Origin of the sequence: Levilactobacillus brevis ATCC 14869 = DSM 20054, from assembly GCF_001433855.1 — a bacterium.
GTDB lineage: Bacteria > Bacillota > Bacilli > Lactobacillales > Lactobacillaceae > Levilactobacillus > Levilactobacillus brevis.
In genome coordinates this window covers 34,013-57,896 of the sequence record NZ_AZCP01000004.1, presented here as the reverse complement: position 1 = coordinate 57,896, position 23,884 = coordinate 34,013, and the positions used below count along the sequence as shown (strand labels likewise).

Here is a 23,884-nt window from a genome sequence, read left to right as displayed (position 1 = left end):
CCTTTAAGGCTTTGGTTCCCCCAATAAACAACCGGACCAATCGCCACTCACTGGCACGATTGGTCCGGTTATCTAGTTTAGTGGGTAAGTCGCGCCACATCGCGAACAATCATCAATTCCTCATTGGTCGGAACGACTAAGACCTTAACGGCCGCGTCATCCGGACTAATCACCCGTTCCTCACCCCGGAAATTATTTTTGGCCGGATCAATCGCAATATTGAGTCCCGCCAACTGGTCCGCAATGGCTTGTCGCATCGCAATGCCATTCTCACCAGATCCGGCTGTAAAGACAATCGCGTCCACGCCACCCAGTTCAGCCACGTAACTACCGACGTAACGCACGACCCGGTTAACAAACATGTCTAAAGCCAGCTTAGACTTTGGCCGGTCAGCTTGGGTGTCTTCCAAATCCCGTTGGTCAGGGGACAATTCCGAGATACCCAAGAGTCCTGACTGGTGATTCAAAATATCGATCATTTCTGGCATCGTCTTCTGTAATTTTTCTGCTAGATAGGCGACTAACGACGGATCAACATCCCCCGAACGAGTCCCCATCATCACACCGGCTAATGGGGTAAAGCCCATTGAGGTATCCAATGCTTGACCATGATCGAAGGCAGTAATCGATGACCCCGACCCCAAATGCAGCGTGATTAATTTTAACGCCTCTAATGGCTGGCCCAAGAGTTCAGCCGTCCGCTTCGCCACATAGCGATGACTAGTCCCGTGGGCCCCGTACTTTCGGGCCCCGAACTTCTCGTAATAGGCATACGGCAGGCTATACAAGTAGTTCATGGCCGGCATTTGTGTATACAGCGACGTATCAAAGACGGCGACCTGCTGCGCTTCTGGTAATAATTGCTGGAACACATCAATGTAATAGGCCTGCACTGGGTTATGTAACGGCGCATAGTCCTTCAATTCCTTAATTTGCTTCAGTACGGTGGGCGTGATGACGGCTGAATCCTTGAACACCTCACCCCCGGCGACAACGCGGTGGCCCACTCCCGTAATTTCACTCAAGTGCTGGACAATCCCGTAAGATTTCAGTCGGGTCAATACCATTGCCGCAGCCAGTTTATTCGTAATCTTATCTTGCGTTTCCGTGAACTTTTGCCCGTCCGCTAATTTAACTTTGAAGATGGACCCCGGTAAATTCAAGCGATCGACCATCCCTGAGGCAATGACCGTTTCTTCTGGCATGGCAAATAGTTTCCATTTCAGTGTTGAACTCCCGGCGTTGATAGCTAATGTTTTTCCCATGATACTCCTCCCAATCTATTATCAATTACTTTCCAGTCTAAAGAAAAATGTAACCGTTTTCAATGATAAGTTCAACTTATTAAAAAACCTGTCGCAACGACAACGTTGCGACAGGTTGATAGTCACGCTTCAAGGTGATGCTCACGATAAAAACGGGTTAACTGGGCCGGCGTCGGGTAGCCGTCATTATCGCCCGGCGTTGTAACGGCTAACGCCCCAATGGCACAGGCCCGTTGAACCGCGGCGGTTATCGGTACCTCCGCCAGCAGGCCACTAATCAAGCCCACAGCAAACCCATCACCGGCACCGACGGTATCCACGACTGAATCCACGTGCACCCCGGGAACCCGCTGGGCCGCCTGCCCCCGGACTTTCAACAATGCTCCCGCAGCCCCTAATTTAACAATTACCACCTGCGTCACGGTACTTTGTTGCAGGTAAAAATCCGCAATGGCAACGGGATCTTCTTCTCCGGTCAAAATGGTTCCTTCATTTAATCCCGGTAACACGATCTGCGCGTCACGAGCCAACTGATTGGTGACTCGGCACATCTCAGCGCGACTCGGCCACAGCGTTGGTCGGAGATTTGGGTCAAAGACCACGGTCGCCCCGACTGCTAACAAGCGCCGGTTCAGCTCCCGATAAATGGCTTGATCATTAGCCGACAACGCGGCAAAAATTCCAGAAAGATGGCCCAACTTCACGTGGGTCAAATCGAGCGACGCCAGCACCTGCGGATCAAGATTGGCCGCTGCCGAATTTTTACGATAATAATAGGTAGCCGGATCGCCTTGGGTTACCCGTTGTTTTAAGTAAAAACCAGTCCAATAATCGGCACTCACTTGAACATGTTGATGATCAACGTGTGCTGCTTGGAGTTGATCCAAAATAAATTGACCCAATGGATCTTGACCCACGGCCGACACGTAGCTCACCGAATGACCCAATCGGGCTAACCCCACGGCCACATTCAATTCTGCTCCGGCAACAAACTTTTGAAAATGCTGGGCCGCTACTAGCGACACATTCGGTTCGGTTGCGGCAAATACGGCTAGTGGTTCACCAATCGTCACCACTTCAGCACCAGATATACTGGTTGTCATCTCTCATCACCTAATTTCTAACGTAAGTCGTGCATATCCACGGCATCCATATCATCGTAAGTCTGGTTCTCACCACACATTGCCCAAATGAAGGCATAGTTGGTCGTCCCAACCCCGCAGTGAATGGAATAACTGGGATTAACGACCGCCTGATCCGGCTCCAACCAGATGTGCTTGGTATTCTCGGGAGTCCCCAAGAAGTGCGCCACCCGCGTATTGGGATCACCAAACTCAGTATATAAGTAGGTTTCCATTCGCCGGGCATGCGTATGGGCCGGCATGGTATTCCAAGAATTCCCCGGCGCCAAGACCGTGTAGCCCATTTGCAACTGACAAGTCGCCATGGTTGAGGCATCAATGTACTTATAAATAGTCCGCTTATTCATATGAACTTGGTCACCCATCGGCATCGCCAGCGCATCCTTAAAAGCCAACTGCTTGCTAGGATAAGCCCGATGCGCAGGCGTTGACACCACGTAAAACTTGGCGGGGTGTTTGGCATCCGTCGAGGCAAAGATCACTGATTGGGTCCCCATACTGATATAGTAGCCATCATGCGGTGCCACATCACTGGTCGTACCATCAATCGTCACCGTGCCGGCACCCCCGATATTAATGAATCCCAGTTCACGGCGTTGCAAGAAATAATCCACACCTAGTTGCTGATCAAGCTTGATTTCCAAAGGCGTCGTTGTTGGGGTTACCCCACCAAAAATCATGCGATCGTTGTACGTATATGTCAGGCGGATATCACCTGGTACAAATATTTCTGCCATTAAAAACTGTTGTCGTAATTCATCCGTATTGTAATGATCAATATCTTCCGGACTATGAGCATACTGCGTGACCATCTGAAATGCCATCTTCATTACCTCCAAATTAATTTAGCGATAAACACCGTGTTCATCACAAAGAAAACGTTAACATTATAAGTTTAGCTTAGAGGAAATGAAAATAAAGTCAAGTTAGGCTCTTAGCTTCTGGCCCAGCCAACCCTAATTCAACAACTGGGCTGGTGACAATTCTCGACTACGGGTGAAAATGGTATATGCCTGCTGTGGCGACTGAACTGGGGTCTGCGTTAACCAGAAGCGAATAAAGTCCAAAACGCCCTGGGCGACCAGCTCACGGGCATAGTCAGCGGGAATCAGTGTTGTCTTGGGTTGACCGATCACCTCAAGAATTAGCGGTTTAATGCGCTTAGTCAGCTGCGACGCGGGACTTTCCAATAGGATTACGGCCAATTGCCGCTGGCGGTACAGGTAGCGGAATAGCTGACTAAAGGCATCCTTTGCGCCTGTCTGGGTGGCGGTGGGCTTCGGATACTGCTGGAAGATCAAGTGAACTTGATTGACCAAATCATTTTCGTACCGCGTTAGTAAATCGAACTTGTCTAAATAGTGGAGATAAAACGTCCCGCGATTAATCTGCGCTTCCGTTGTCAATTGCCGCACGGTTACCCGCTCAAAGCCTTGCTCACCAACCAATTTGATAAACGCCCGTTGCAGTTTTATTTCCGTTTGTAGTCGTTGCGCGTCTGCTTCCATAATGCCACCTCCACAATTGCTTCCTTTTACTGCCCACATTAGAAATCTTTTTTCGGCACCTGTCAATCAACAACTAGTCGGTTTGTGTTAAGCCGTTAGTTTCCTAACTGACTCACCCCAAGCGCAGGCCGCGCTTGAAACCCGCCATTTCTACCCAACACTTCCACTAAAATTGATGATTGCCCGGCCGCAATTTTGCAGGTACTCTGTAGGCGTTCAATCAACAGGCTGTTCAGCCAAAAGGGGCGCGTATGATGTTAAAAAGTGAATGGCAATTTCTCAAGCAACATAAAATGATGCTAGTCGTTATGTATGATGCCGATCGCACTTATCGACGACCACGCTGGGCTATTGGGGAACGGGGAAGCAAGGCTGCCGTTATCTCGACCAACACCGCTACGCCAGCTGCTTGGCTGGCAATGATTAGTATGACCATTGGGTTCAATCTACTCATCATTTTGAAATTTCACTTAGAGATGAAACGTCAGCCGCTAGGGGTTTAGTGGCGACTTATTTAATAAGGGATGGGGCCTCTGTAATGAGTTACCGCCATCAGTAACCCTTCTAATGAATCATCAACAGCCAAAAAAAGGAACGATTTCCAATTACCTGGAAATCGCTCCTTTTTTTATTAAAACCACCCGTAGCCCAACCAATGATGCTTGGCCTGAGTCCAAGTGCCATAACGACTGTGGGCATACCGGTCAGCCGTCTTTTCTTGATTTGCTTTACTGTAGTCACCATGAAGCATCGAAATCGTTAGTTGATACTTACCGTAGTAGCGACCATTTCGTGCGCGGTAATTACCACCGGATTCTTTCCGGGCAATCCAAGCCTTCGCACGCTTTTCTTTCTTAGATAGGTTGCAAACGTACGTCACACTGGCCTTAGCCGTCGTTGCCGGCGTAACCACAGACGTCACGCTGGGCAGAGCCATCGAAACGACCATGACGATTAACATAAAAATTGTCTTGAGTTTCAAAATCAGGTTCCCTCCCAGCGAATTGTTAAGAATATCATAACCTTTCCAAGTTACAGGTGGATTGTCCGCATGTTACAAACGTGTAACGAACGACCCCATTTTTTGCAGTATGGTGTACAAATCCTATTTTATCAGGGGTTTTCCACGTCAAAACGACGGTTAGCTCATTTGAACTAAACCGTCGTTTCCGTGTATTTTTTTAGGTGAACGTCTTAACTAGTTTTAGTACCAGCCATTTGCTTGCCAGAAAGACTTGGCAGCGGCCCATGAACCATACCGTGAGCTAACGTAAGAATTAGCAACCTTTTCTTGGTTGGCAGCTGAGTAGTCACCGTTTAACAGGGACTTCGTCAGTTGGTACTTCCCATAGTAGTTCCCGTTAGACGCGGTGTAAGAACCACCAGATTCCTTGTTAGCAATCCATGACTTAGCGGAAGATGTCGAGCCAGATGTTGACGTTGTTGCTGCCGTGTTAGTGCTCGTTGTTCCCGTAGTAGCCGTTGTATGGTTTGCTGTGCCACTATAGTTTGTTGCTGTGTTGGCGCTGTTGTTAGTCTTGGTTGTCGACTGAGCTGGCGTCGTGCTTTGGCTTTGCGTCGTCGCCGTGGTTGCAGCAGTGGTGCTAGCTGCGGTCGTGCTATTCGGCACTGACAGGCTTTCACCGACGTAGATTAAATTAACATTCTTTAAATTGTTTGCCGTTTCAATGGCAGAAACACTTGAATTATATTGGTTAGCGATCTTGGCCACCGTGTCTCCCGATTTCACCGTTACCCGGACGTCGGCGTTAGCGGAAGTGGTGCTGGCAAATAACCCAGCGCCCAATACTGCGGCGGTACCTAAAGTAGAAACTAAAACTTTTTTGATATTCATAAAAATGAATGTCCTCCTTTTGTTTTGGTGAAACTGTCTTGCAATTACTTAACGAGACCTATCATAACCCGTGGAGGTTACATCGCGATTGTTAGTGAGTTACACGCAGATTAAGAAAATCGGCCGAAAATGACAATCCGTAATGTGGTTAACCAACTTGACACATTAACCCACTTTAGCGGCGATTAATTGCGGTCATGTGTCAGATAAAGCGGTCTCATCCCATTTAAGGCCTGTGCCGTTTTTTTAAAAAAGCACTTTTTCTCCATATTTATTGGTGTAATCTAGCAGATTTACCGTCATAACTCGTTGCCCAACTACTTCAATCATCAAAAAAGCAGATCAACTCGTCGCCGAATTGGTCTGCTCATTTTTGATTTTATTCATAAATAACCCGTTCTGTCGCCTGCAAGTTAATGTCGTTTTTCGCGCCGGAACCCTGCTAATCCCAATAGACTACCTAGAAGAACGATCCCCCACCACGGAGAAGTTGCTTGCTCCCCCGTCTGTGGTAAAGTCTTCAACGTTGTCTGGGTTGGGTCTGACATCCCGGCTGGCGTGGTCGTGGCCTTGGCCGAAACTGCTGGTTGCGTTGCACCGTTTTGAACGGTGGCCTGTGGTTTGACTCGCGTACCTACCCGAGCCTGATCAGCTTGCCCACCCGTCTTATTCACAGTCGGCTGCTTGGCTGGTTGTGTTGGCTTAGTCGGTTTAACCGGCTTAGTGGGAGTCGTCGTCCCTGGTTGATCAGGGGTTACTTGATCCCCGTCACCACTCTGTTGGACATAGACATAGGTTACCACAATATTTTGATCACCCACTACTCCCGAGGCATTTGCCGGTGTGGCCTGTAGCCGATAATTCTTTACATCGGCGGGACTGGTCGCGTAACGATCGCCGATTTGCTTCGTAAAGACGAAGTCCGATGCTACTGCCTTGCCATCCGGATCTTGGTAATGAACCGTCACGGTAACCTGTTGCGTAGGGGTTGGTGGCGTCACCGCATCTTTGGTGTAGGTGACGGTAAAGGTATTGGCAGCCACGTCGTCACCAAACACTGACGTTGGCAGCTTACTTGCCGTGTAGCCCTTAATCACCGGACTTGTTGGGAAGGCGATGGTATCGCCATATTTGCCACTAATCGTTTGGCTCGGGGCGGCTTCACTGCCATCCACATAAACGTAATGTACCGTTGCCGTCTTGGTATCAGCGGTATAAATCAAATTAATCGTCGTATCAGCCGTTAAAGTTCCCGCCAATTGGCCATCTGTTAGCGTTAACGGTTGACCATCTTGGGTTGCCTGCTTAAACGTATAACCTTTTAGGGATGGAATTTGTGTCTGCCAAGCTTGCCCATAATCCCCCGTCATCGTTTGGGGCACAGCCAGTGTGTGCCCTTGATCATCAATAAAGTTGAACGTTGCCGCAAGCTTCTTCACGCCAAATAGCAACGTAATGTTAGTAGGATCTTCGGCGTATACACCTGTCACGGCCATATCATTGGCTGTTCCCTGATAAGCGTAACCTTGAGCCATAATTTTCTGAACCGCGTTCATCACCGTGGCGGATTGATTTAAGTCAAAATCATCCCCCAAGTTGCCACTCAAAGTCACTTGCGGCGCCAATGATAGCCCACTAGTCGTCTTGAAATTAACATTAACGTTACCGACCGAATCGCTCAGCGTATATGGCTGAACAATTTCACCATCAAATGGGTAACCTGGTAGGCCCAGCAACGTGTCATGCCAATCTACGAATAGATACCCCGACTGCCCTAGGTCTTTCCAAGCGACCGTCGCATCATCCAAATTAGTTCCTGTTCCGGCGCTAGTCATCCCAAAATAAGGTGAGGTTTGCACTGGCGTAATCGGCACATTACCGCCATCAAGATTGGTAATGATAAAGGATGGCATCGTATAGGAAGTTGTTTTGGCATTCAACACAATGGTGGGCAACTTGATAATTTGATAAGCCATCGTTGCCGACGTTGACATCGTATCCTTGGAATTCTGGAGCGGTGACAGGTCAGAAATCTGGTTGTATGAGAGTGAAACCCCTTTTAGTTTGAGGTTCTTCAATGCTGAAATGTTACTAATTTGATTCATCTGTAAATTTAATTCAGTTAAGTTGGTCAACCCAGCCAGTGCACTAATATCACTAATACTTCCGTATTTCATGTATGCGCCGGTCCAGTTGAGATTAGCATCCAGATTAGGACAGATCCATAAATCCGTTAAATTTTTCGCATACTCCAATCCTTGCAACGACCGGACTTGCATGGTTGCTAAGTAATAATCTTTATTGTTCTGCTGCGCCGACGTATCCACATATAGTTTTGTCAGATTGCCCATCATCGCCTGCGTAATCTGATCAGCCGAGGTAATGCCAGTCGTCTTCGCCAGTTCATGGAGAACCACTTGTTGTAAGTTCGTATCAGGCATCCATTGGTCAATGGTGACATCTGTTGGTGCCACTGACTGGATAGTTGCCACAACAGGAGCAACCGCTGCTGCATTGCGAGTTGTTGCTGCTTTTACTTGTGCTGTTGCGGCTGATACCGGTGTGGCTACCTTAGTCGCGTCGATGGCAGCCGCAGATGATACTGGCGCTACAGATGAAGGTGCCGCACTAGCCGGCGTGGACGTCGAATTAGTAGCCGTCGAATCAGGCGTCACAGCTGAGGCCGTCTTCGAAATCACCGGTGCGGCAGAACTAGTCGCCGCTTGAGTAGCAGACTGAGCAACGCTTGTTGCGGCTGAATTTGGCGTGATTGCTGAGCTAGCGGCACTAGCTGGCGTTGCCGCCGCTGAGGATTGTTCAGTGGCTGTGGCTTTAGCTGGCGTCACTGTCTCAGTGGTAGAGGTATCAGTCGTCGTTGTCGTCGCCGCTTGGGCCGGTTGACCGCCCACAAGTCCCATCATAACAGTAGCGGTAAATACCCCTGCTACCATCCAAAGCTTACCTTTTTTGTACATCTTATAATGTTCTTTTGAATTCATCGCCTTAAACACGATAATTCCTCCCTTTATGAACATTGCAATCAATATAACAGTGTGACTAATTAAGTGCTTTTTATAATGCATCATTACATGTTGTTAATCATTACGATTTCATTATAACGTGACATGGTGGATAATTCTATGACACCCAATAATGTTTTATATTGTTTTTCAAATTTAATTATGGTCAAAACACCGATATATCAGCAATTATCATTAGATAAGTCACTTTAAATTAATTCGTTACGTTTTTTAATAACTGTTGCCCATCCGTTTATTTTTAATGCCTAACGTGGCGACTAAACTGGCGAAATGTTTAATCTGAGTAAATAGCGATCTAAAACCACGCTTTGTGGGTTAACACTCATCAAACTTACTGTACGCAAAAAAAGGCACTATCGGACCTGCCCGATAGTGCCTACTTGAATTTAAACGTTTTGTTTAGAAGCTAGGTTTAGTACCAGCCATGTGATTGCCAGAACGCCTGAGCGGCTGACCAAGAACCATAGCGGGAATTTACATAGCTGTTAGCCACCTTTTCCTGGTTAGCAGCAGAGTAATCACCATTTAAGTACGATGAACTTAATTGGTACTTACCGACGTATTGACCATTACGAGCTGAGTATGAACCGCTAGATTCCTTGTTAGCAATCCATGCTTTAGCACTAGCTTCTGATCCGGAAACCCCGGTTGAAGCTGATGCTGTGCTGGTAGTCGTATTTGTCGTTGCTTGACTCGTTGTGTGGCTGTACGTGTTGTTGGCAACACTAGCAGCTTGCGTCGTAGCAGCTTGCTTGCTGTTAGGTACGTTGAGTGTTTGACCAACGTAGATCAAGTCATTATTCAAGCTATTAGCCTTTTCAATAGCGTTAATAGATGAGTCGTACTTGTTTGCCAATGACCAAACAGAATCCCCCTGTTTGACCGTCACCTTAACGTCGGCGTTAGCCGTATCGTTAGTAGCGAAGATACCGGCGCCGACAACGGCTACCGTTCCAAGAGTCGTAACTAAAGCTTTTTTGATATTCATAAGAAATGAATGTCCTCCTTTGTTTGCTTAACGGATATTAGAATAACTGATGGTTATGTCATTTAGATTGGGGTTTCGTTACGCCGCTGTTAAGAAAAATATTACAGTATGACAATCCGTCATATTTGTTACGTGTTTGTTACATAAACCGCTTTTATTAGCCAATTTTTACCCATTTTGGTAAAAACGAGGGGGTTTTTACCGTGCATTTCGCACCGAAAAAGCTGTAAAACTTGTCATATTTAATGAAAATTCGATGATAATTGGCTCTTTTCGCCGTAATTTTTCCTAAAAAATTAACCATCTTTCGAAAAAAAGTGGGGTTAAAATAATGTGATTGATTCACCATTCATCCCGTTTGTCTCTTGTTTCTCGCTCGTTTCTACTATATATAAGAACATTTATCAGATTAGTAACGACCTGTCCCTACAAAAAAGGACCACGATAAACTATCGTGATCCTTTTTACCTATTTATTAATTGCTTATTTTTCGACGTTCTTACCATCGTATTCATCAAGCATAATTTGCTTTAATTCAGATACGAGTGGTTCGCGTGGGTTAGCCGTTGTACATTGATCCTCAAAGGCTAACTCAGCTAGCTTGTCCACTGCTTGGTCAAAGTGGGCTTTGTCGACACCGTTGGCCTTCAGACTTAAGGTCACATCAACGGAATGGGCCAGATCAATGATCTTCTTGACGAGAGCTTCCTTGAGCTCTTCATTAGTCGTTCCTGACAGACCCAAGTAACGTGCGATTTGAGCATAGTCTTCATCGGCCTTGAAGTGGTCATACTTTGGCCACATGGATAACTTCGTTGGTTCCTTGAAGTTATACCGGATAACGTGTGGCAAGGTAATGGCGATAGCCAATCCATGAGGCAACCCAAATTCGCCACCCAACTTGTGGGCAATCGAGTGATCAATCCCCAAGAAGGCGTTGGCAAACGCCATCCCAGCTAGCGTTGAAGCATTGTGCATCTCTTCGCGCGCTGTAATATCACCGTTGTAGGAATTAGTCAGGTTATCCATCACTAATTTAATCGCTTGTAATGACCATGGCCGGGTGTAATCAGAAGCCATGTTTGACACGTAAGATTCAATGGCATGGGTTAAAACGTCTAACCCAGAGTAAGCCACCGTCTTCTTAGGGACCGTTTCGATAAATTGGGAATCCACAATCGCAACGTCTGGCGTTAAGGCATAGTCAGCCAGTGGGTACTTCACGTGAGTTTTAGAATCCGTAATCACGGCAAACGGTGTGACTTCTGAACCCGTTCCAGAAGTGGTTGGAATGGCAACAAATTGGGCCTTGTGCGGCTTGTTAAACTTGTAAGCCCGTTTCCGGATATCCAAGAATTTCTGCTTAGCGCCAAAGAAGCTGGCTTCTGGATCTTCGTAGAATAACCACATGTTCTTGGCAGCATCCATTGCTGAACCCCCACCTAAAGCCACAATTGTATCTGGCTTGAACATCCGCATTTGAGCAACCCCACGGTTAACCGTATCCGTCGTTGGATCAGGTTCCACGTCAGAGAACAAGGAGTATTCAATGCCGTTTGGTTGACGCTTCAATTCATTCAGCACGGTGTCGATGTAACCGAGTTCAACCATGGCTGGGTCAGTAACTAAGAATACCCGCTTGATGCCTGGCATGTCATCGAGGTAGCGAACTGATGTCTTTTCAAAGTAAACCCGAGGTAATTTAATCCACTGCATATTATTTCGCCGCTTTGCAATCGTTTTGATGTTCAGTAAATCAAAGGAAGAAACGTTATGGGAAACAGAGTTTTTACCCCATGATCCCGTTCCTAAGGTCAATGATGGCACCATTTCATTGTAAAGGTTCCCGATACCACCGATAGCAGATGGGGTATTGATCAATACTCGACTAGCTTTCATCGCAATCCCAAACTTCGTTGCCAAAGCATCATCCATTGTGTGAAGAGATGCCGTGTGACCGAGACCACCGAAGTGGAGCAAGTCATCACAAAGCTTGAAGGCATTTTCCTGACTCGTTGCCTTGTAAACTGAAATCATTGGACATAGTTTTTCTTGAGACAATGGGAACTTTGGTCCGACTCCGGTAATCTCAGCGGCTAACACCTTCGTACCAGCAGGAACCTTGATTCCAGCCAAATCAGCGATCTTTTGTGCTGACATCCCTGGAATTGGGCCTTTAACGCCACCCTCTGGTTTGAACATAGTGTCAGCTAGGGCCTTTTCGTCGCTCTTCTTAATGAAGAAAACGCCACGGTCTTGCATTTCTTTTTTAACATCATCATAGATTTCATGGTCAATGACCGCACTGTTTTCAGAGGCACAAACCATCCCGTTATCAAAGGTCTTCGATAAGACAATGTCATAAACGGCCCGTTTGATATTCGCCGTCTTTTCAATGTAAGCTGGACCGTTACCAGGACCCACCCCTAAGGCTGGCTTCCCAGTTGAGTAAGCGGCCTTCACCATGCCAGGACCACCGGTCGCTAAGACACTGGCAACCATTGGGTGATTCATTAAGGCTGTCGTTGCTTCCAAGCTTGGCGTTTCAATCCATTGAATAACCCCTTCTGGTGCACCAGCAGCGATGGCCGCATCACGAACAACTTTGGCCGCCATAACTGAAGATTGTTGGGCTTGTGGATGGAAAGCAAAGATGATTGGGTTCCGCGTCTTAACCGCAATTAGGGACTTAAAGATAGTGGTTGACGTCGGGTTCGTAACAGGCGTTACCCCGGCCAGAATTCCTAGTGGTTCAGCGACTGTAATCAATTGCCGTTCATGGTCATCCTTAATAATGCCAACTGTTTTGTCATGCTTAATTGAGTGCCAAATTTCTTCACTCGCATACATATTCTTTACGGCCTTGTCTTCCATCACTCCACGACCAGTTTCTTTAAAAGCGGCCTTGGCTAAAGCCATATGCTGATCTAAGGCTGCAATCGACATCTGGTGAACGATGTGATCGACTTGTTCTTGGGTAAAGTCATCCATGGCACACAGGGCGTCATGGGCCTTGGCTGTCAACCGGTCGATCATCTGGTCAACGGTTTCAGCGCTTTCTTTTGATTTTGATTTTGAATTCTCTTTCACGTCTTTTAACATCATTATGCCTCCATTTTTTGAAAACACTCTTGTTAACTTCTTCACGAAATATATCATAACATGTTTTTGGGAATCTGCAAGTCTTTTATGTTAAAAAAATCACAATTAATTAACTGGTCTTGTAACGCTATTCAGTCAGCACTTACGGCCGTTTAAGATGTAAGCGCATACAGTTTGATAAACTTTTTTTCTGCCGTTTTCTATACGTGAATTAAATCACGATACTAACATTTTGCTTTCATAATAACTAGATTTTGTTTTCATAAGGTTTAACGATTCTTTCGGCAAACTTTTCTCCACCGACCATCACTAGAATATGCTAAAGTAGAAGTAGTTCATATTTGTGAGAGGAGTTGAGAACTGTGCAAGCTTGGCGGTTCTGGCGGGAATCAACCCGTCATTTTTTTCAGCACTGGGGGAGTTACGTCACGCTCGTATTCATTACGAACTTGGCCATTAGTTACGTTGCCGTTCCCGCCTTTACTTGGTTAACGGCCGCCCTCATGAAATGGCAACACGTCCCCTACGTGTCATACACCAATATCGGCAGTATTGCTTTGCGGCATCCCTTAGCAATCATTGGCTTGTTGCTCATTTTATTGGCCATTATTACCTTAATCTACTGGCAATTTGCTTACCTATTACTGGGGATCATGAATATTCGCAATGGCCGTCCCCAGACTTCCCGTGCCGTACTGGGTGATGTTTTCCGAAGTCTAGTTGGCGCATCACCCAGTACTTTCTTATTCTTTATTGGTTACTTCGTTGTGATCATTCCGTTTGGTAGTGAGCTTTTTTCAACGCCACTCCTCAACAAGGCTAAAATACCCGCCTTCATCGTGACCTACCTCATGGCCAACCCACTGTGGGCCGTCTTTTTGGGCATCTTCTACGTGGCAGCCGCCTATATTGGTATTCGACTTATTGCCGTTTTACCGTTAATGATGCTGGATGGCTACCACAGTCATGAGGCCATTCGCCTCAGCTGGCAACGCACCCGTCGACACTTTTGGGCCTATTTCAGTAAAATTCTGGTGACCTTAGCCATCGTGACGGTCATGGTCACTTTAATCTACGGCCTCATCTACTTGGGACAATTAGGATTTGACCGTACTGGTTTTGGCTTAGCCGCTGCCACCTTCAATCTATTCCTCATGGAAATCATTACCGAATTTATCGTTTGTTACTCCACGGTCATCTTCATGATGGTTGTTCTTAGCAGTCACGATAGCCAGCAACAAACCCCACTGAGCCTGTTCTCATTCCGCGAACCCGCCAGAACCAAGCTACGCACGCGACTCTTAATTATTAGTGGTTTAACACTCATCAGTGCCCTCCTCGTTGTGTTTAATCTCGTTTATCTTAACGGCTTAGCCATGACTAAACCGTTGACCATCGCCCACCGTGGCGTCGACAACGGTAACGGGGTTCAAAACACCATTCCCGCAATGGTCAAAACCAGCAAGGAACGGCCAGACTACGTCGAAATGGATATTCGGATGACCAAGGACCACCAGTTTGTCGTAATGCATGATGGCAATCTGAAATCCCTGGCTGGACTCAATCGTTCCGTTGCCAGCATGACTTTACGCCAATTAACCAAGGTAACGGTGACCGAGAACGGCTATCAAGCAAAGATTCCTAGCTTCAATCATTATCTCAACACGGCAATTAAGCATCATCAAAAACTTCTAATTGAGATTAAAACCGGGTCGGCCGACACCCCTGACCTGTCCGAACGCTTCTACCGGCAATTCGGTCAACGCATCTTAACGAACCACGAGCAGGTACACACACTGAGTTATAAGGTGATGGATAAACTAAAAAAAGAGCATCCGCAGTTATTTGTCAGCTACATCATGCCATACAATCTAACTTTTCCACGGACTCGGGCCAACGCCTATACAATGGAATCAACGACACTAAACGATAGCTTTGTCGACCAAGCGAACCGAGAACACAAGAAGGTCTACGCTTGGGACATCGACGACGTAAATAGTCTTGATCAAATGATGTTTATGGGCGCTAACGGCGTCATTACCAATAACTTAGGTCTGATTCAACAAGAAATTAAGGACAACACGGATCATCCCAGCTATGCCAACCTCCTGTTGACGTTCATGAATGATCTTTCTCTGGAAACTCAAACGCAATAAATCAATATCAAAAAGCATCGTTAACCGCTCACTGGCGATTAACGATGCTTTTACTTACTTCTTTTCAATTTTACGTAATGGTCGTTTAATTAGGCGCAGCAGTTTTTCTGATTGCAGACGCGAGACCACTGTATCGACAGCCACCTGCATGAGCTTCTCATTCAAGTTCTGCGCGGCTGGTTGCACCTGGTCCTCGCCCAAATGGTGTAGGCGGTCTTCCAATTGGCCGATAAAGTTATCGTAAGCCTGTTTAGGATAATCGCCCGCCGTAATCTGGTCGATTCCCGAACGCACCGTATCCGTCTGGAACATGGGTTTGAGTAGGCTGATCATTAAAATATCGGTCAACTGCATGGTCTGATATTTCTTTTTCACGGGGGCCATGATCACATTGTGTTTCACATAATTATTAATCATCGCCGGCGTAACCGTATCAATCCCTAAAGGTCCTAAAACGTCATTAATTAAGGCGGTTACTTGATCCATGTATAGGTCGAACTTGGGAAGATCATCCCAGCGTGGTAATTTAACACCATGCATCTGATGCTCCCACCGCGTGTATTGATTAAAATCAGCCATAACATTCCCTGCCCTTCCATTTCTTACCTAAATTATAACACACCAACTAGTCTTGATGACTAGCTAATGATTATAAATTTCAAATCATCTAGCGCCAACGAATTCGACTGAGAATTCGCCGGCCCAAGATATCTTGCACCAGTAAGAAAATTGGCTCGACACTCACCATCAATGGCAGATAAATCAGTGCTAAGCGCCAGTTAAGTAAGTTAACCAGCGAAAAGATTGGTCCAAAGAATAAGAAGATAATGGCAAACAATGCCGCCATTGCGACCACTAACCCAATCTTAAATCGGTTCAGTGGTCGGGCAACCATCAGTAAAGCATTGAGACTAATTAGCCCAGTCATTAGGACACTAAGCGTTGAAGTTGTGGCAAAGCTCAACTGAAACTGGGTCCCCAATGCCATCACAACTAAAATATATCCCACGACACAGACAGCGGCCGGCGCCGCAATTTCCATGACCTGTTTCATAAACCGGTCCGCGATCCGCGCATAATTCGGCTGCAACGCTAGGAAGAACGTAGGAATTCCCACCATTAACGAAGAGATCGGCGTCAACTGGATCGGTTCAAAGGGGTAGCTGCGGCTCATAAAAATAAAAATCAAGGTGAGTACCACAGAATACATCGTTTTAATGAGGAACAGGGACGCTACCCGTTCAACGTTGTTAATTACCCGGCGGCCCTCATTCAAAACGTTAATCATCGCGTCAAAGTTAGAATCCACTAACACAAAATCAGCCAGACTCTTCGTAGCCTCACTCCCTGAAGCCATCGCAATACTACAATCAGCTTGCCGTAACGCCAATAGGTCGTTGACCCCATCTCCAGTCATGGCAACCGTGTGTCCGGCCGCCTGATAAGCTTTGATCAACTGCTCTTTTTGTTGTGGCGTCACGCGACCGAAGACAGTATAGTCCCGCACTAACTGTCCATAATCCGGGGTCTCACCAACTTGACTCATGTCCACCAACCGCTCGGCACCCGCAATCTCCGCTCGCTGGGCAATACTAGCCACCGTCACTGGATTATCACCCGAGATCACCTTCAAAGCGACATCTTGATTGGCAAAGAAGCTGAAGGTATCTTTAGCCCGGGGACGCAATTCATCCGTAATGAGAATCAAGCCTAGTGCACGTGGTGCCGTTGGTCGCGGCGTAGTCAAGGCCTTAGCCGCTGCTAAGACCAAGACGCGATACCCTTGACCAGCCAGCGTATGAATCCGCGCCTGCAGGTCAGCGGGCACTTGGTCAAAAATAAACTCTGGTGCTCCCATCACGTAGGCTTGCTTATCCCAAATTGCCCCGCTCCATTTTCGCCCGGAAGAGAACGGTAAGACCGTTGTCGCAGTGACTGTTGGCGTTCCTAATGCTTGTTGAATTGCTTGTGCCGTTTCGTTATCATCACCAGTAGCCGCCACCAATTGTGCCAAAATAGTCTGAGTGGCTTCAAGGTTAGTTTCCGCCCACGGTTCTACCCGATCAAGTTGTAATTGGCCGCTGGTAATCGTTCCCGTTTTATCCAAACACAGCACGTCGACTCTGGCCAACGCCTCAATGGCTGGTAATTCTCGTACTAAGACGTGACGACGGCCTAAGGTTAATGCTCCAGCTGCTAGTGCGACCGAGGTCAATAACACGAGCCCTTCAGGGATCATCCCCACCATCGATGCGACGGTGCCCAGAATGGCCCGGTTTAGATCCTGACCGCGCATCATGGATGACACGAACAGGGCCACACCTAATGGAATAATCGCAAACGTTAGTGCTTTAATAATTCGGTTAATAATGGTTAACAGCTGACTAGCCGTTCGTCGTTTTTGCTTTGCCGAATGGGCCAATTGCTTCACAAAGCTGCCATGACCCACAGTAGTCGCTTGGACCGCTGCTCGACCGGCTAAGATTACACTCCCCGAAGTTAACGTTTCCCCAGTCGTCTTTATAATGGGCGTTGATTCCCCCGTAATTTGGGATTCATCAACTTCCAGTCCGGCGGTTTGCCGGATCAATGCATCTACTGGTAACTGATCGCCCCGCCCAATTTCCAAAATATCATCTTGGACAATGTCTTCTTGTGGGTGCGCAGCGATCTTACCAGCTCGCCGAATCCGGCTTTTACTTTCGGATAACAGAGCTAATTTATCGACCTGCCGTTTTGAGCGAATTTCCTGAAAGATTCCAATCGCCGTATTGACGACCACGACGCCCAAAAACAGCAGATTCTTATAGCTCCCCGTCACTAGCACTAAGGCACCCAAGAGTACGTTAATTAAATTAAATAGTGTGACTAAATTATCCCGAAAAATTTGTTTAATACTGCGCGTTAATGGGGGCAAGGGATCATTTTGTTGACCAGCTGCGACCCGTTGTTTCACTTCTTCCGGTGTTAACCCGGTCTCTAACGATGGTTCGTATTGTGGCATCACCCTTAACCTCCTTCACCGATTCCTTATTAACTATTGTACTAGATATTCCAGTTGGTCTCTTCTAATCTGTCCGGGATTTTCTCATCTTTTAACGAATCGCAACCACTTTAGAAGCGTTATAATTAAGGTGTGATCTTTGGATCACAATTTAAAAATTTAGTTGGCATTGATACTGGCGCTAATCTGGACGCGGACTAACGATCTTATCAATACTCGCTAACTGGGAGGCTTTCGATGAATCACAAAGCAACGGCAGTTATTTTATTTGTTTTATATCTTATCCTACTAGGATGCATGCTCAGCAATCAAAATATGTTGGCCATGTGGTTAATGACCGTCGGGATGTTATTAGAAGCCAGTGTAAATCTTTACGATCAGTTTCGCCGGCGGTAAGCGTTGTCATTTTTCAGTGATTAGCCTAAGATAGAGATACTACGTCACGTCGAGGAGGATACACCACAATGACACCAACCGAAATCACCGCCACGCGTAAGCTGGCCGATGGTCGCCAAATGCCGGTTATGGGCTTTGGCACCTATCTACTTAACGATCAGCCAACCATGAACACTGCCATCCAAACTGCTTGGGACGCTGGCTACCGTATGTTTGATACGGCCATGCTTTACCGCAACGAGGACATCTTGGGGCCCGCCATTCAGCAACTGGGATTACCCCGTGAAGGATTATTCTTAACCAGTAAGGTCGCTGAGATTGTGCAGGGTTACGACCAAACTATGAAGGCCGTAGAGGGCTCGCTCAAGCGTCTACAAACGGATTATCTTGATTTACTGCTGATTCACTGGCCAGTTCGCGAACACTTCTTTGATACCTGGCGGGCGTTGGAACAGTTGAAAGCAGACGGTCAGGTTAAGTCTATTGGCGTTTCCAACTACACGATCGCTCACTTGGAGCTACTCGCAACTAAGGCCAAGGAAATGCCAGTTGTCAATCAAGTGGAGTACCATCCCTACTTAAATCAACAAGCCCTAGCCGATTACGACCAAGAACACGACATTGTTACGGAGGCTTGGAGCCCATTGGGACGGCGCGTGGTCTTAGATGATCCGATGCTGGCTAAAATGGCAACACATCACAATAAATCAGTTGCTCAAGTTATCTTGCGCTGGGAACTCCAACATCAATTGGTCACCATTCCCAAGTCAACGCATCCCGAACGTATTCAGGAAAATGCCAATATCTTTGATTTTAGTTTAGACATCGACGAAATGACCATGATCGACTTGCTAAACAAAAATGAGCGAACTGGTAACGAACCGGAAATCGTTTACGAAACGGGCAAACAGTATTAAATCTGGCCATACTAAATAGGCGCTTCAAAAATCTTAGATGATTTTTGAAGCGCCTATTGGTGTTTTATCATAAAAATTTGGCGTTCTGCTATGGCGAGACGCTGTAGGCGCGACCAGAGAGGGCAATCACGACTAAGAGTAACCGGCTTAGTTGCGCCAAACCAACACAGTCACCTGCCATTAACCTCTATTTCCGAGCTCGCCGTTGATACCAGACGATGCCCAGCAAACCAAACAGCAAAGGCCCCATTAACATCCAAATCGTACTCTGGATATCACCATTTTCTAGGACTGGTTGAATCAGGGTAAAGACATTGGCACCCAGTACCACGAGGAAAACCACCCAACTAATCACCGTCGTCAGGCGCGGCGATTTGTAAACTTCAAAGGGTTTGACAATATCTCGATTATGCTTGAATTTAGGAAAGGCATAGACCAAGAACAAGTATGGCAAGGTCATCGATACATTAGCCATCAACGTTAAGATGTTATAAAAGGCTGACGCATCTGTCGAGGCAAACGATGCCAGTAAGATAATCACAATGACAACACCGCATTGTAGCATCATGGCAAAACTCGGCATATCATTTTTGTTAAGCTTGGTCATCTTGGCTGGCCACATCGACTTAGGCGTTCCTAAGATTAACGTCTTCAGTGGCGAATACGTCAGAGTGAAAAACGCTCCCGAGTAAGCCAAGAACATCCCCAACCCGGTGTAGCGCGCAAACCACAACCCAATAGTGTTACTGGTAGCCGCACTGAGACCTAATGACTGACCCAAAACATCACCTAAATTACGCATCATTACATAACTAATATTCCCCATATTGGTGGTCGATTTCGCCAAAACGGTTTGCCAATTGGTGCTAATCCCCCAACACAAAATCCCAATCGCATACCCCAAGGTGATGACCACCGCTGAGATAATAATGCCCCGCGGAAATGTCTTTTCTGGATTATGGGTTTTATCAACCATGCCCCCCAATACTTCCAGACCACCGTAAGCAAAGATCGCGAAAACTGCAAAGCTCATAACGCCTAAGGGTTGTTGGTAGCTCGGGTTCGGCGATGTTAAAAAGTGGTGGAGCGGCTGCGCCATTTCTCCATGACGCAACGCCAGAACAACCCCCGAAATGACCAGCAAAATGGCATTGAGACTCATAACCGCCAAGCCTCCCAGACTGGTGACCCGCACAATCCCCTTAACCCCCTTAATGGAGACTACTGTGACCAAAATCATCCACAAACAAGATAAGATTCCGATCACCTGCGTCGCGTTTAGCCCAGCAAACCCAAAATTTCCCGTCTGATCGCTACCAAAAAACAGCGTGGTAAATGGAATCCACACCTTGGCGGATGTCGAGACCAACCAGATGATATAGGAAGCAAACCACATAAAAGTGCCAATAAAGGCAAAGCGTGGGCTGACACTCACTTCCAACCATTGGTACATCCCACTTCCCTCGTCGGACTTAATAGCCGCACCATATTCCGCCATCATCAGCGCAAACGGAATAAAGAACAACACCGCCGCAACTAAGTAAAATAGGATGGACGAATAGCCCATCAAGTAAAAGGCCACCGTACTATTGGCAAAACCAAAAACGGTGGTAAAAATCATCATGACTAACGCCATCAATGTGATTTTATTATGATTATCAGTCATTATTTTCTCCTCACTCATACCCGGTTTCGGGTTTATACATATTTATGTATAATTCTAAGCAAGTGAACGGTTAATCTCGTGGTAATTTCCTGATAACCGGCTAAAATTTCCGTGTGATCTTTGCCAATTTTCTCATAATAAAAGAATCCGCAGAAAACACAAAAAGTCCAGGGCTTTTGTCCTGGACTCTTCACAGTAGACTATTTAGTTTCAATTAGTCGATGCTAATCTCGTGATTGCCATCAACTTCAGTTTGCTTTGGCAACGTTAAGGTCAGGATGCCATCGGCGTAGGCCGCCTTCACGTTCTTCAAATCAATACCTGGTAGGTAGAAGGAACGGGCAACATTTTGACTCCGACGTTCTTGCCGCAAGATCCGACCATCGTCATCCTTGGCCGATTGGTTAACTTCCGTCTTACCAGAAATCCGCAAAGTTTCATCACGGTAATCCACGTGGATATCATCCTTCTTAAACCCAGGAAGTTCCGCGGTGACCACGTAATCCTTATCATGCTCAACTACATCCGTCTTCATGGAGCTATCACCACTAAACATGTCGCGCCCCAAATTGCCGACTTCATTAAAGAAATTCATTGGATCAAAGAAATCATAGTTCCGGTTCATTACATCATTAGCCATAATCAATAACCCCTTTCAACTGATTTATCTTGATTACATTATTTATAATAGTCAGTATTGGTCAGGAATGCAAGTAATTAGCACTCATCAATTTAGAGTGCTAATTTTTCCTTTAATTCATTGCAATACCAACGATTACGGCCATCATAATAATAAAAAAATTCCAATTCGTCAACTATTTTGTTATAAAGGTCAGTAAATATCAAATGCTTTTTGATTTAAAAAATACGACTGGGATAAGAGTCCCAGTCGTATTTTACATTTCTTGTTCCAGACTTATTAGTAAGTAGTTTGATCAACCTCATGGTGCACAATCTTTTCACCCAATGCATCTGCCAAATCATGTAAGGCTTCTTCACGGGTCTTGATAACATCCATATTAAAGATAATGGAATCAATGTCGCCACCGTCAAAATCAAATTGCTCGAAGTAGACGTAAGGATCGTGGTCGTCATCGTCGTTTAAGAAATGCTTCATCACAGCATCAGATAGAGCGGTCGCCCATGCTAAATCTGCCATTTTTGGTAGATCTTTCTTCGTCACATACCCCGGGTCCAAAACCAACTTTGCCGCTTTTTCCACGTCTGCTGCGGGAATTTCAACGGGTGTTGCTTGTTCCTCTGGTGTATCTGCCATAATCAAAATCTCCTTTGAATTACTGTCTTTAGTTTAGTCCTTTTTACCAGAAACGTTAAGTATTCTCCCCTTTTCGTGACTTTTTTCCGTGTTCGGTTGCGGTACTGCCTAAGAAAGGGTAGAATTTGCTTCAATTCACCCCCTATAAACGGGTGGGGAAACGCGGTATAATAGTAGGATAGAACGAAATGAAATGAGGAATGATGTGTGGATAGCGGTCAGATAGTTGTGAATCTAATTATTATTTTAATTACTTTCTTTTTTGCAGCTTTCTTTGTTGCCTGCGAGTTTGCTTTGGTTCAGACGCGCCCTAGTGCTCTTGAGGAAAAAATTGCCGAAAGAGACAAGCCGTCAGCAAAGCTCAATCGGGCCATGAAAATGGTCACCAATTTAAATGAATATTTGTCAACAACTCAAGTGGGGGTTTCCCTCGCTGGTATTATCTTAGGGTGGATCGGGGAAACCTTCTTCGTTGACATCCTGTTAGCGGGCATTGCGCCAGCCCACATTAACAGTGCCACGGCGCACACTGTAAGTGTCATCATCGGGGTATTACTCTTGACCTACCTCGAAGTGGTCTTTACCGAAATTGTTCCTAAGAATATTTCGATTGATATGCCCATGAAGGTCTTAATGTTAGTGGTCACACCTCTTCATTATTGCCACGTTATCTTCTACCCATTCGTCTGGTTACTCAACGTGAGTGCCTCAGGAGTAGTTAAGATGATGGGCCTTAAGGTCGCTAACGAAAGTGATGAAGTCTTTTCCCAAGCCGAAATTTTAAACCTGTCACGGAGTGCCGTGGAAGGTGGCGAGTTGGAAAAAAACGACTTGGTTTACATGCAACGGGCCTTTGAATTGAATGACAAGGTTGCCAAAGACATCATGATTGACCGGACGCAGTTGGTCGTTATTGACATTACCTCAACTGTCAAGGAAGCGTTAAACGTTTATTTACAGGAACGATTTAGCCGGCTGCCAGTCGTGGCGGATAATGATAAGGATAAGGTGTTAGGTTACGTTTATAACTATGACTTAACCCGGCAACAACAAGTGGATTCATCCGTGCGCGTTGATAAGCTAATCCGTGATATCTCCACGACACCTGAAACCACGCCAATTACCCAAGTGCTCCAACAAATGATCAAAAAGCGGACCCCAATCGTGGTCGTTGTTGATGAATACGGCGGGACCTCGGGGATCATTACCGATAAGGATATTTACGAAGAACTCTTTGGAACCGTCCGTGATGAAATTGACGATGCTAACGATCAATACATTTTCAAACAACCAAATGGCACGTTCCAAGTCAATGGGAAAATGACCACGTATGACTTCGAACGATACTTCAACACGGATATTAAAGATTTTGAAGCGACGGAACTGGTCACTATGGCTGGTTACATCATTGATAATTATCCCGATGTGAAGGTCAACGACGTCATCCACTTAGAAAACTTTGATTTGAAAGTTCTCGATTATGAGAACTCGTATATTAACTGGTTTGAGGTTACCGTTAACCCGGTAAGACCGAAGATCACGTCGACTGACGACCAAGACTAATCTGA

19 protein-coding genes are annotated in these 23,884 nt (G+C 46.2%); 5 read left to right on the top strand and 14 right to left on the bottom strand.

Translation table 11 applies throughout. The features are described from left to right. Positions 1-77 precede the first annotated feature (77 nt). From FC61_RS08240 to FC61_RS08225, 4 genes are all read right to left on the bottom strand, one after another. Entirely contained in the window at positions 78-1,265 is a 1,188-nt protein-coding gene (locus FC61_RS08240) for an acetate/propionate family kinase (RefSeq protein WP_021742362.1), read from the bottom strand. Positions 1,266-1,387: 122 nt separating this feature from the next. Further along, complete coding sequence (locus FC61_RS08235; RefSeq protein ID WP_042516688.1) at positions 1,388-2,368, bottom strand: sugar kinase; 981 nt, start codon at positions 2,366-2,368, stop codon at positions 1,388-1,390. Positions 2,369-2,385: 17 nt separating this feature from the next. Continuing rightward, positions 2,386-3,231 (bottom strand): 5-dehydro-4-deoxy-D-glucuronate isomerase, encoded by an 846-nt coding sequence (kduI, locus tag FC61_RS08230; protein ID WP_035464955.1) that lies wholly within the window; start codon positions 3,229-3,231, stop codon positions 2,386-2,388. 132 nt (positions 3,232-3,363) lie between these two features. After that, positions 3,364-3,915: a TetR/AcrR family transcriptional regulator gene (locus FC61_RS08225; protein WP_035464956.1), complete on the bottom strand. Its 552-nt coding sequence runs from the start codon at positions 3,913-3,915 to the stop codon at positions 3,364-3,366. 254 nt (positions 3,916-4,169) lie between these two features. On the opposite strand from FC61_RS08225, the gene FC61_RS08220 reads away from it, so the two are divergent. Beyond that, the gene (locus FC61_RS08220) at positions 4,170-4,418 is read left to right on the top strand and encodes a hypothetical protein (protein WP_024525945.1); all 249 of its coding nucleotides are present in this window, start codon (positions 4,170-4,172) and stop codon (positions 4,416-4,418) included. Between the two features lie 128 nt (positions 4,419-4,546). Here the strand turns inward: FC61_RS08220 and FC61_RS08215 are convergent, their stop codons facing one another. From FC61_RS08215 to adhE, 5 genes are all read right to left on the bottom strand, one after another. After that, positions 4,547-4,897: an aggregation-promoting factor C-terminal-like domain-containing protein gene (locus FC61_RS08215; RefSeq protein WP_011666931.1), complete on the bottom strand. Its 351-nt coding sequence runs from the start codon at positions 4,895-4,897 to the stop codon at positions 4,547-4,549. 222 nt (positions 4,898-5,119) lie between these two features. Then, entirely contained in the window at positions 5,120-5,770 is a 651-nt protein-coding gene (apf, locus tag FC61_RS08210; RefSeq protein WP_021742487.1) for an aggregation-promoting factor, read from the bottom strand. Between the two features lie 413 nt (positions 5,771-6,183). Further along, entirely contained in the window at positions 6,184-8,781 is a 2,598-nt protein-coding gene (locus tag FC61_RS08205; RefSeq protein ID WP_233995611.1) for a MucBP domain-containing protein, read from the bottom strand. A gap of 442 nt (positions 8,782-9,223) precedes the next feature. After that, positions 9,224-9,799 carry an aggregation-promoting factor gene (gene apf, locus FC61_RS08200; RefSeq protein WP_021742805.1) on the bottom strand — a complete coding sequence of 192 codons (576 nt, stop codon included), beginning with the start codon at positions 9,797-9,799 and terminating at the stop codon, positions 9,224-9,226. Positions 9,800-10,282: 483 nt separating this feature from the next. Then, positions 10,283-12,901, bottom strand: a complete 2,619-nt coding sequence (gene adhE / locus FC61_RS08195) for a bifunctional acetaldehyde-CoA/alcohol dehydrogenase (protein WP_080664809.1) — start codon at positions 12,899-12,901, stop codon at positions 10,283-10,285. Between the two features lie 362 nt (positions 12,902-13,263). Between adhE and FC61_RS08190 the strand changes: the two genes are divergently transcribed. Then, positions 13,264-15,057 carry a glycerophosphodiester phosphodiesterase gene (locus FC61_RS08190; RefSeq protein ID WP_011666926.1) on the top strand — a complete coding sequence of 598 codons (1,794 nt, stop codon included), beginning with the start codon at positions 13,264-13,266 and terminating at the stop codon, positions 15,055-15,057. Positions 15,058-15,111: 54 nt separating this feature from the next. Here the strand turns inward: FC61_RS08190 and FC61_RS08185 are convergent, their stop codons facing one another. Next, entirely contained in the window at positions 15,112-15,636 is a 525-nt protein-coding gene (locus FC61_RS08185; RefSeq protein WP_011666925.1) for a DUF1836 domain-containing protein, read from the bottom strand. Positions 15,637-15,724: 88 nt separating this feature from the next. Continuing rightward, entirely contained in the window at positions 15,725-18,061 is a 2,337-nt protein-coding gene (locus FC61_RS08180; RefSeq protein WP_021742808.1) for a cation-translocating P-type ATPase, read from the bottom strand. Positions 18,062-18,298: 237 nt separating this feature from the next. Here FC61_RS08180 and FC61_RS12480 point away from each other — a divergent pair, with 237 nt between their 5' ends. Both FC61_RS12480 and FC61_RS08175 read left to right on the top strand, forming a co-directional pair. Next, positions 18,299-18,457, top strand: coding sequence for a hypothetical protein (locus FC61_RS12480; protein ID WP_021742809.1), 159 nt, complete (start codon positions 18,299-18,301; stop codon positions 18,455-18,457). A gap of 68 nt (positions 18,458-18,525) precedes the next feature. Next, on the top strand, positions 18,526-19,374 hold the full coding sequence (locus tag FC61_RS08175) for an aldo/keto reductase (RefSeq protein ID WP_021742810.1): 849 nt from the start codon (positions 18,526-18,528) through the stop codon (positions 19,372-19,374). A gap of 187 nt (positions 19,375-19,561) precedes the next feature. On the opposite strand, the gene yjeM is transcribed toward FC61_RS08175, so the two are convergent. The 3 genes from yjeM to FC61_RS08160 form a co-directional block, all read right to left on the bottom strand. Further along, positions 19,562-21,040, bottom strand: a complete 1,479-nt coding sequence (gene yjeM, locus FC61_RS08170) for a glutamate/gamma-aminobutyrate family transporter YjeM (protein ID WP_035465069.1) — start codon at positions 21,038-21,040, stop codon at positions 19,562-19,564. Between the two features lie 214 nt (positions 21,041-21,254). After that, entirely contained in the window at positions 21,255-21,680 is a 426-nt protein-coding gene (locus FC61_RS08165; protein ID WP_021742813.1) for an Hsp20/alpha crystallin family protein, read from the bottom strand. 279 nt (positions 21,681-21,959) lie between these two features. Continuing rightward, positions 21,960-22,316 (bottom strand): hypothetical protein, encoded by a 357-nt coding sequence (locus FC61_RS08160; protein ID WP_011666919.1) that lies wholly within the window; start codon positions 22,314-22,316, stop codon positions 21,960-21,962. 207 nt (positions 22,317-22,523) lie between these two features. Here FC61_RS08160 and FC61_RS08155 point away from each other — a divergent pair, with 207 nt between their 5' ends. Next, positions 22,524-23,879 (top strand): hemolysin family protein, encoded by a 1,356-nt coding sequence (locus FC61_RS08155; protein WP_021742814.1) that lies wholly within the window; start codon positions 22,524-22,526, stop codon positions 23,877-23,879. Positions 23,880-23,884: the final 5 nt, after the last annotated feature.

Coding starts and splice junctions, on each gene's coding strand:
- FC61_RS08240 (WP_021742362.1), bottom strand. CDS start 1,265: ATGGGAAAAACATTAGCTATCAACGCCGGGAGTTCAACACTGAAATGG.
- adhE (WP_080664809.1), bottom strand. CDS start 12,901: ATGTTAAAAGACGTGAAAGAGAATTCAAAATCAAAATCAAAAGAAAGC.
- FC61_RS08165 (WP_021742813.1), bottom strand. CDS start 21,680: ATGGCTAATGATGTAATGAACCGGAACTATGATTTCTTTGATCCAATG.
- FC61_RS08225 (WP_035464956.1), bottom strand. CDS start 3,915: ATGGAAGCAGACGCGCAACGACTACAAACGGAAATAAAACTGCAACGG.
- FC61_RS08175 (WP_021742810.1), top strand. CDS start 18,526: ATGACACCAACCGAAATCACCGCCACGCGTAAGCTGGCCGATGGTCGC.
- apf (WP_021742487.1), bottom strand. CDS start 5,770: ATGAATATCAAAAAAGTTTTAGTTTCTACTTTAGGTACCGCCGCAGTA.
- yjeM (WP_035465069.1), bottom strand. CDS start 21,040: ATGACTGATAATCATAATAAAATCACATTGATGGCGTTAGTCATGATG.
- apf (WP_021742805.1), bottom strand. CDS start 9,799: ATGAATATCAAAAAAGCTTTAGTTACGACTCTTGGAACGGTAGCCGTT.
- FC61_RS08235 (WP_042516688.1), bottom strand. CDS start 2,368: ATGACAACCAGTATATCTGGTGCTGAAGTGGTGACGATTGGTGAACCA.
- FC61_RS08160 (WP_011666919.1), bottom strand. CDS start 22,316: ATGGCAGATACACCAGAGGAACAAGCAACACCCGTTGAAATTCCCGCA.
- FC61_RS12480 (WP_021742809.1), top strand. CDS start 18,299: ATGAATCACAAAGCAACGGCAGTTATTTTATTTGTTTTATATCTTATC.
- FC61_RS08180 (WP_021742808.1), bottom strand. CDS start 18,061: ATGCCACAATACGAACCATCGTTAGAGACCGGGTTAACACCGGAAGAA.
- kduI (WP_035464955.1), bottom strand. CDS start 3,231: ATGGCATTTCAGATGGTCACGCAGTATGCTCATAGTCCGGAAGATATT.
- FC61_RS08185 (WP_011666925.1), bottom strand. CDS start 15,636: ATGGCTGATTTTAATCAATACACGCGGTGGGAGCATCAGATGCATGGT.
- FC61_RS08220 (WP_024525945.1), top strand. CDS start 4,170: ATGTTAAAAAGTGAATGGCAATTTCTCAAGCAACATAAAATGATGCTA.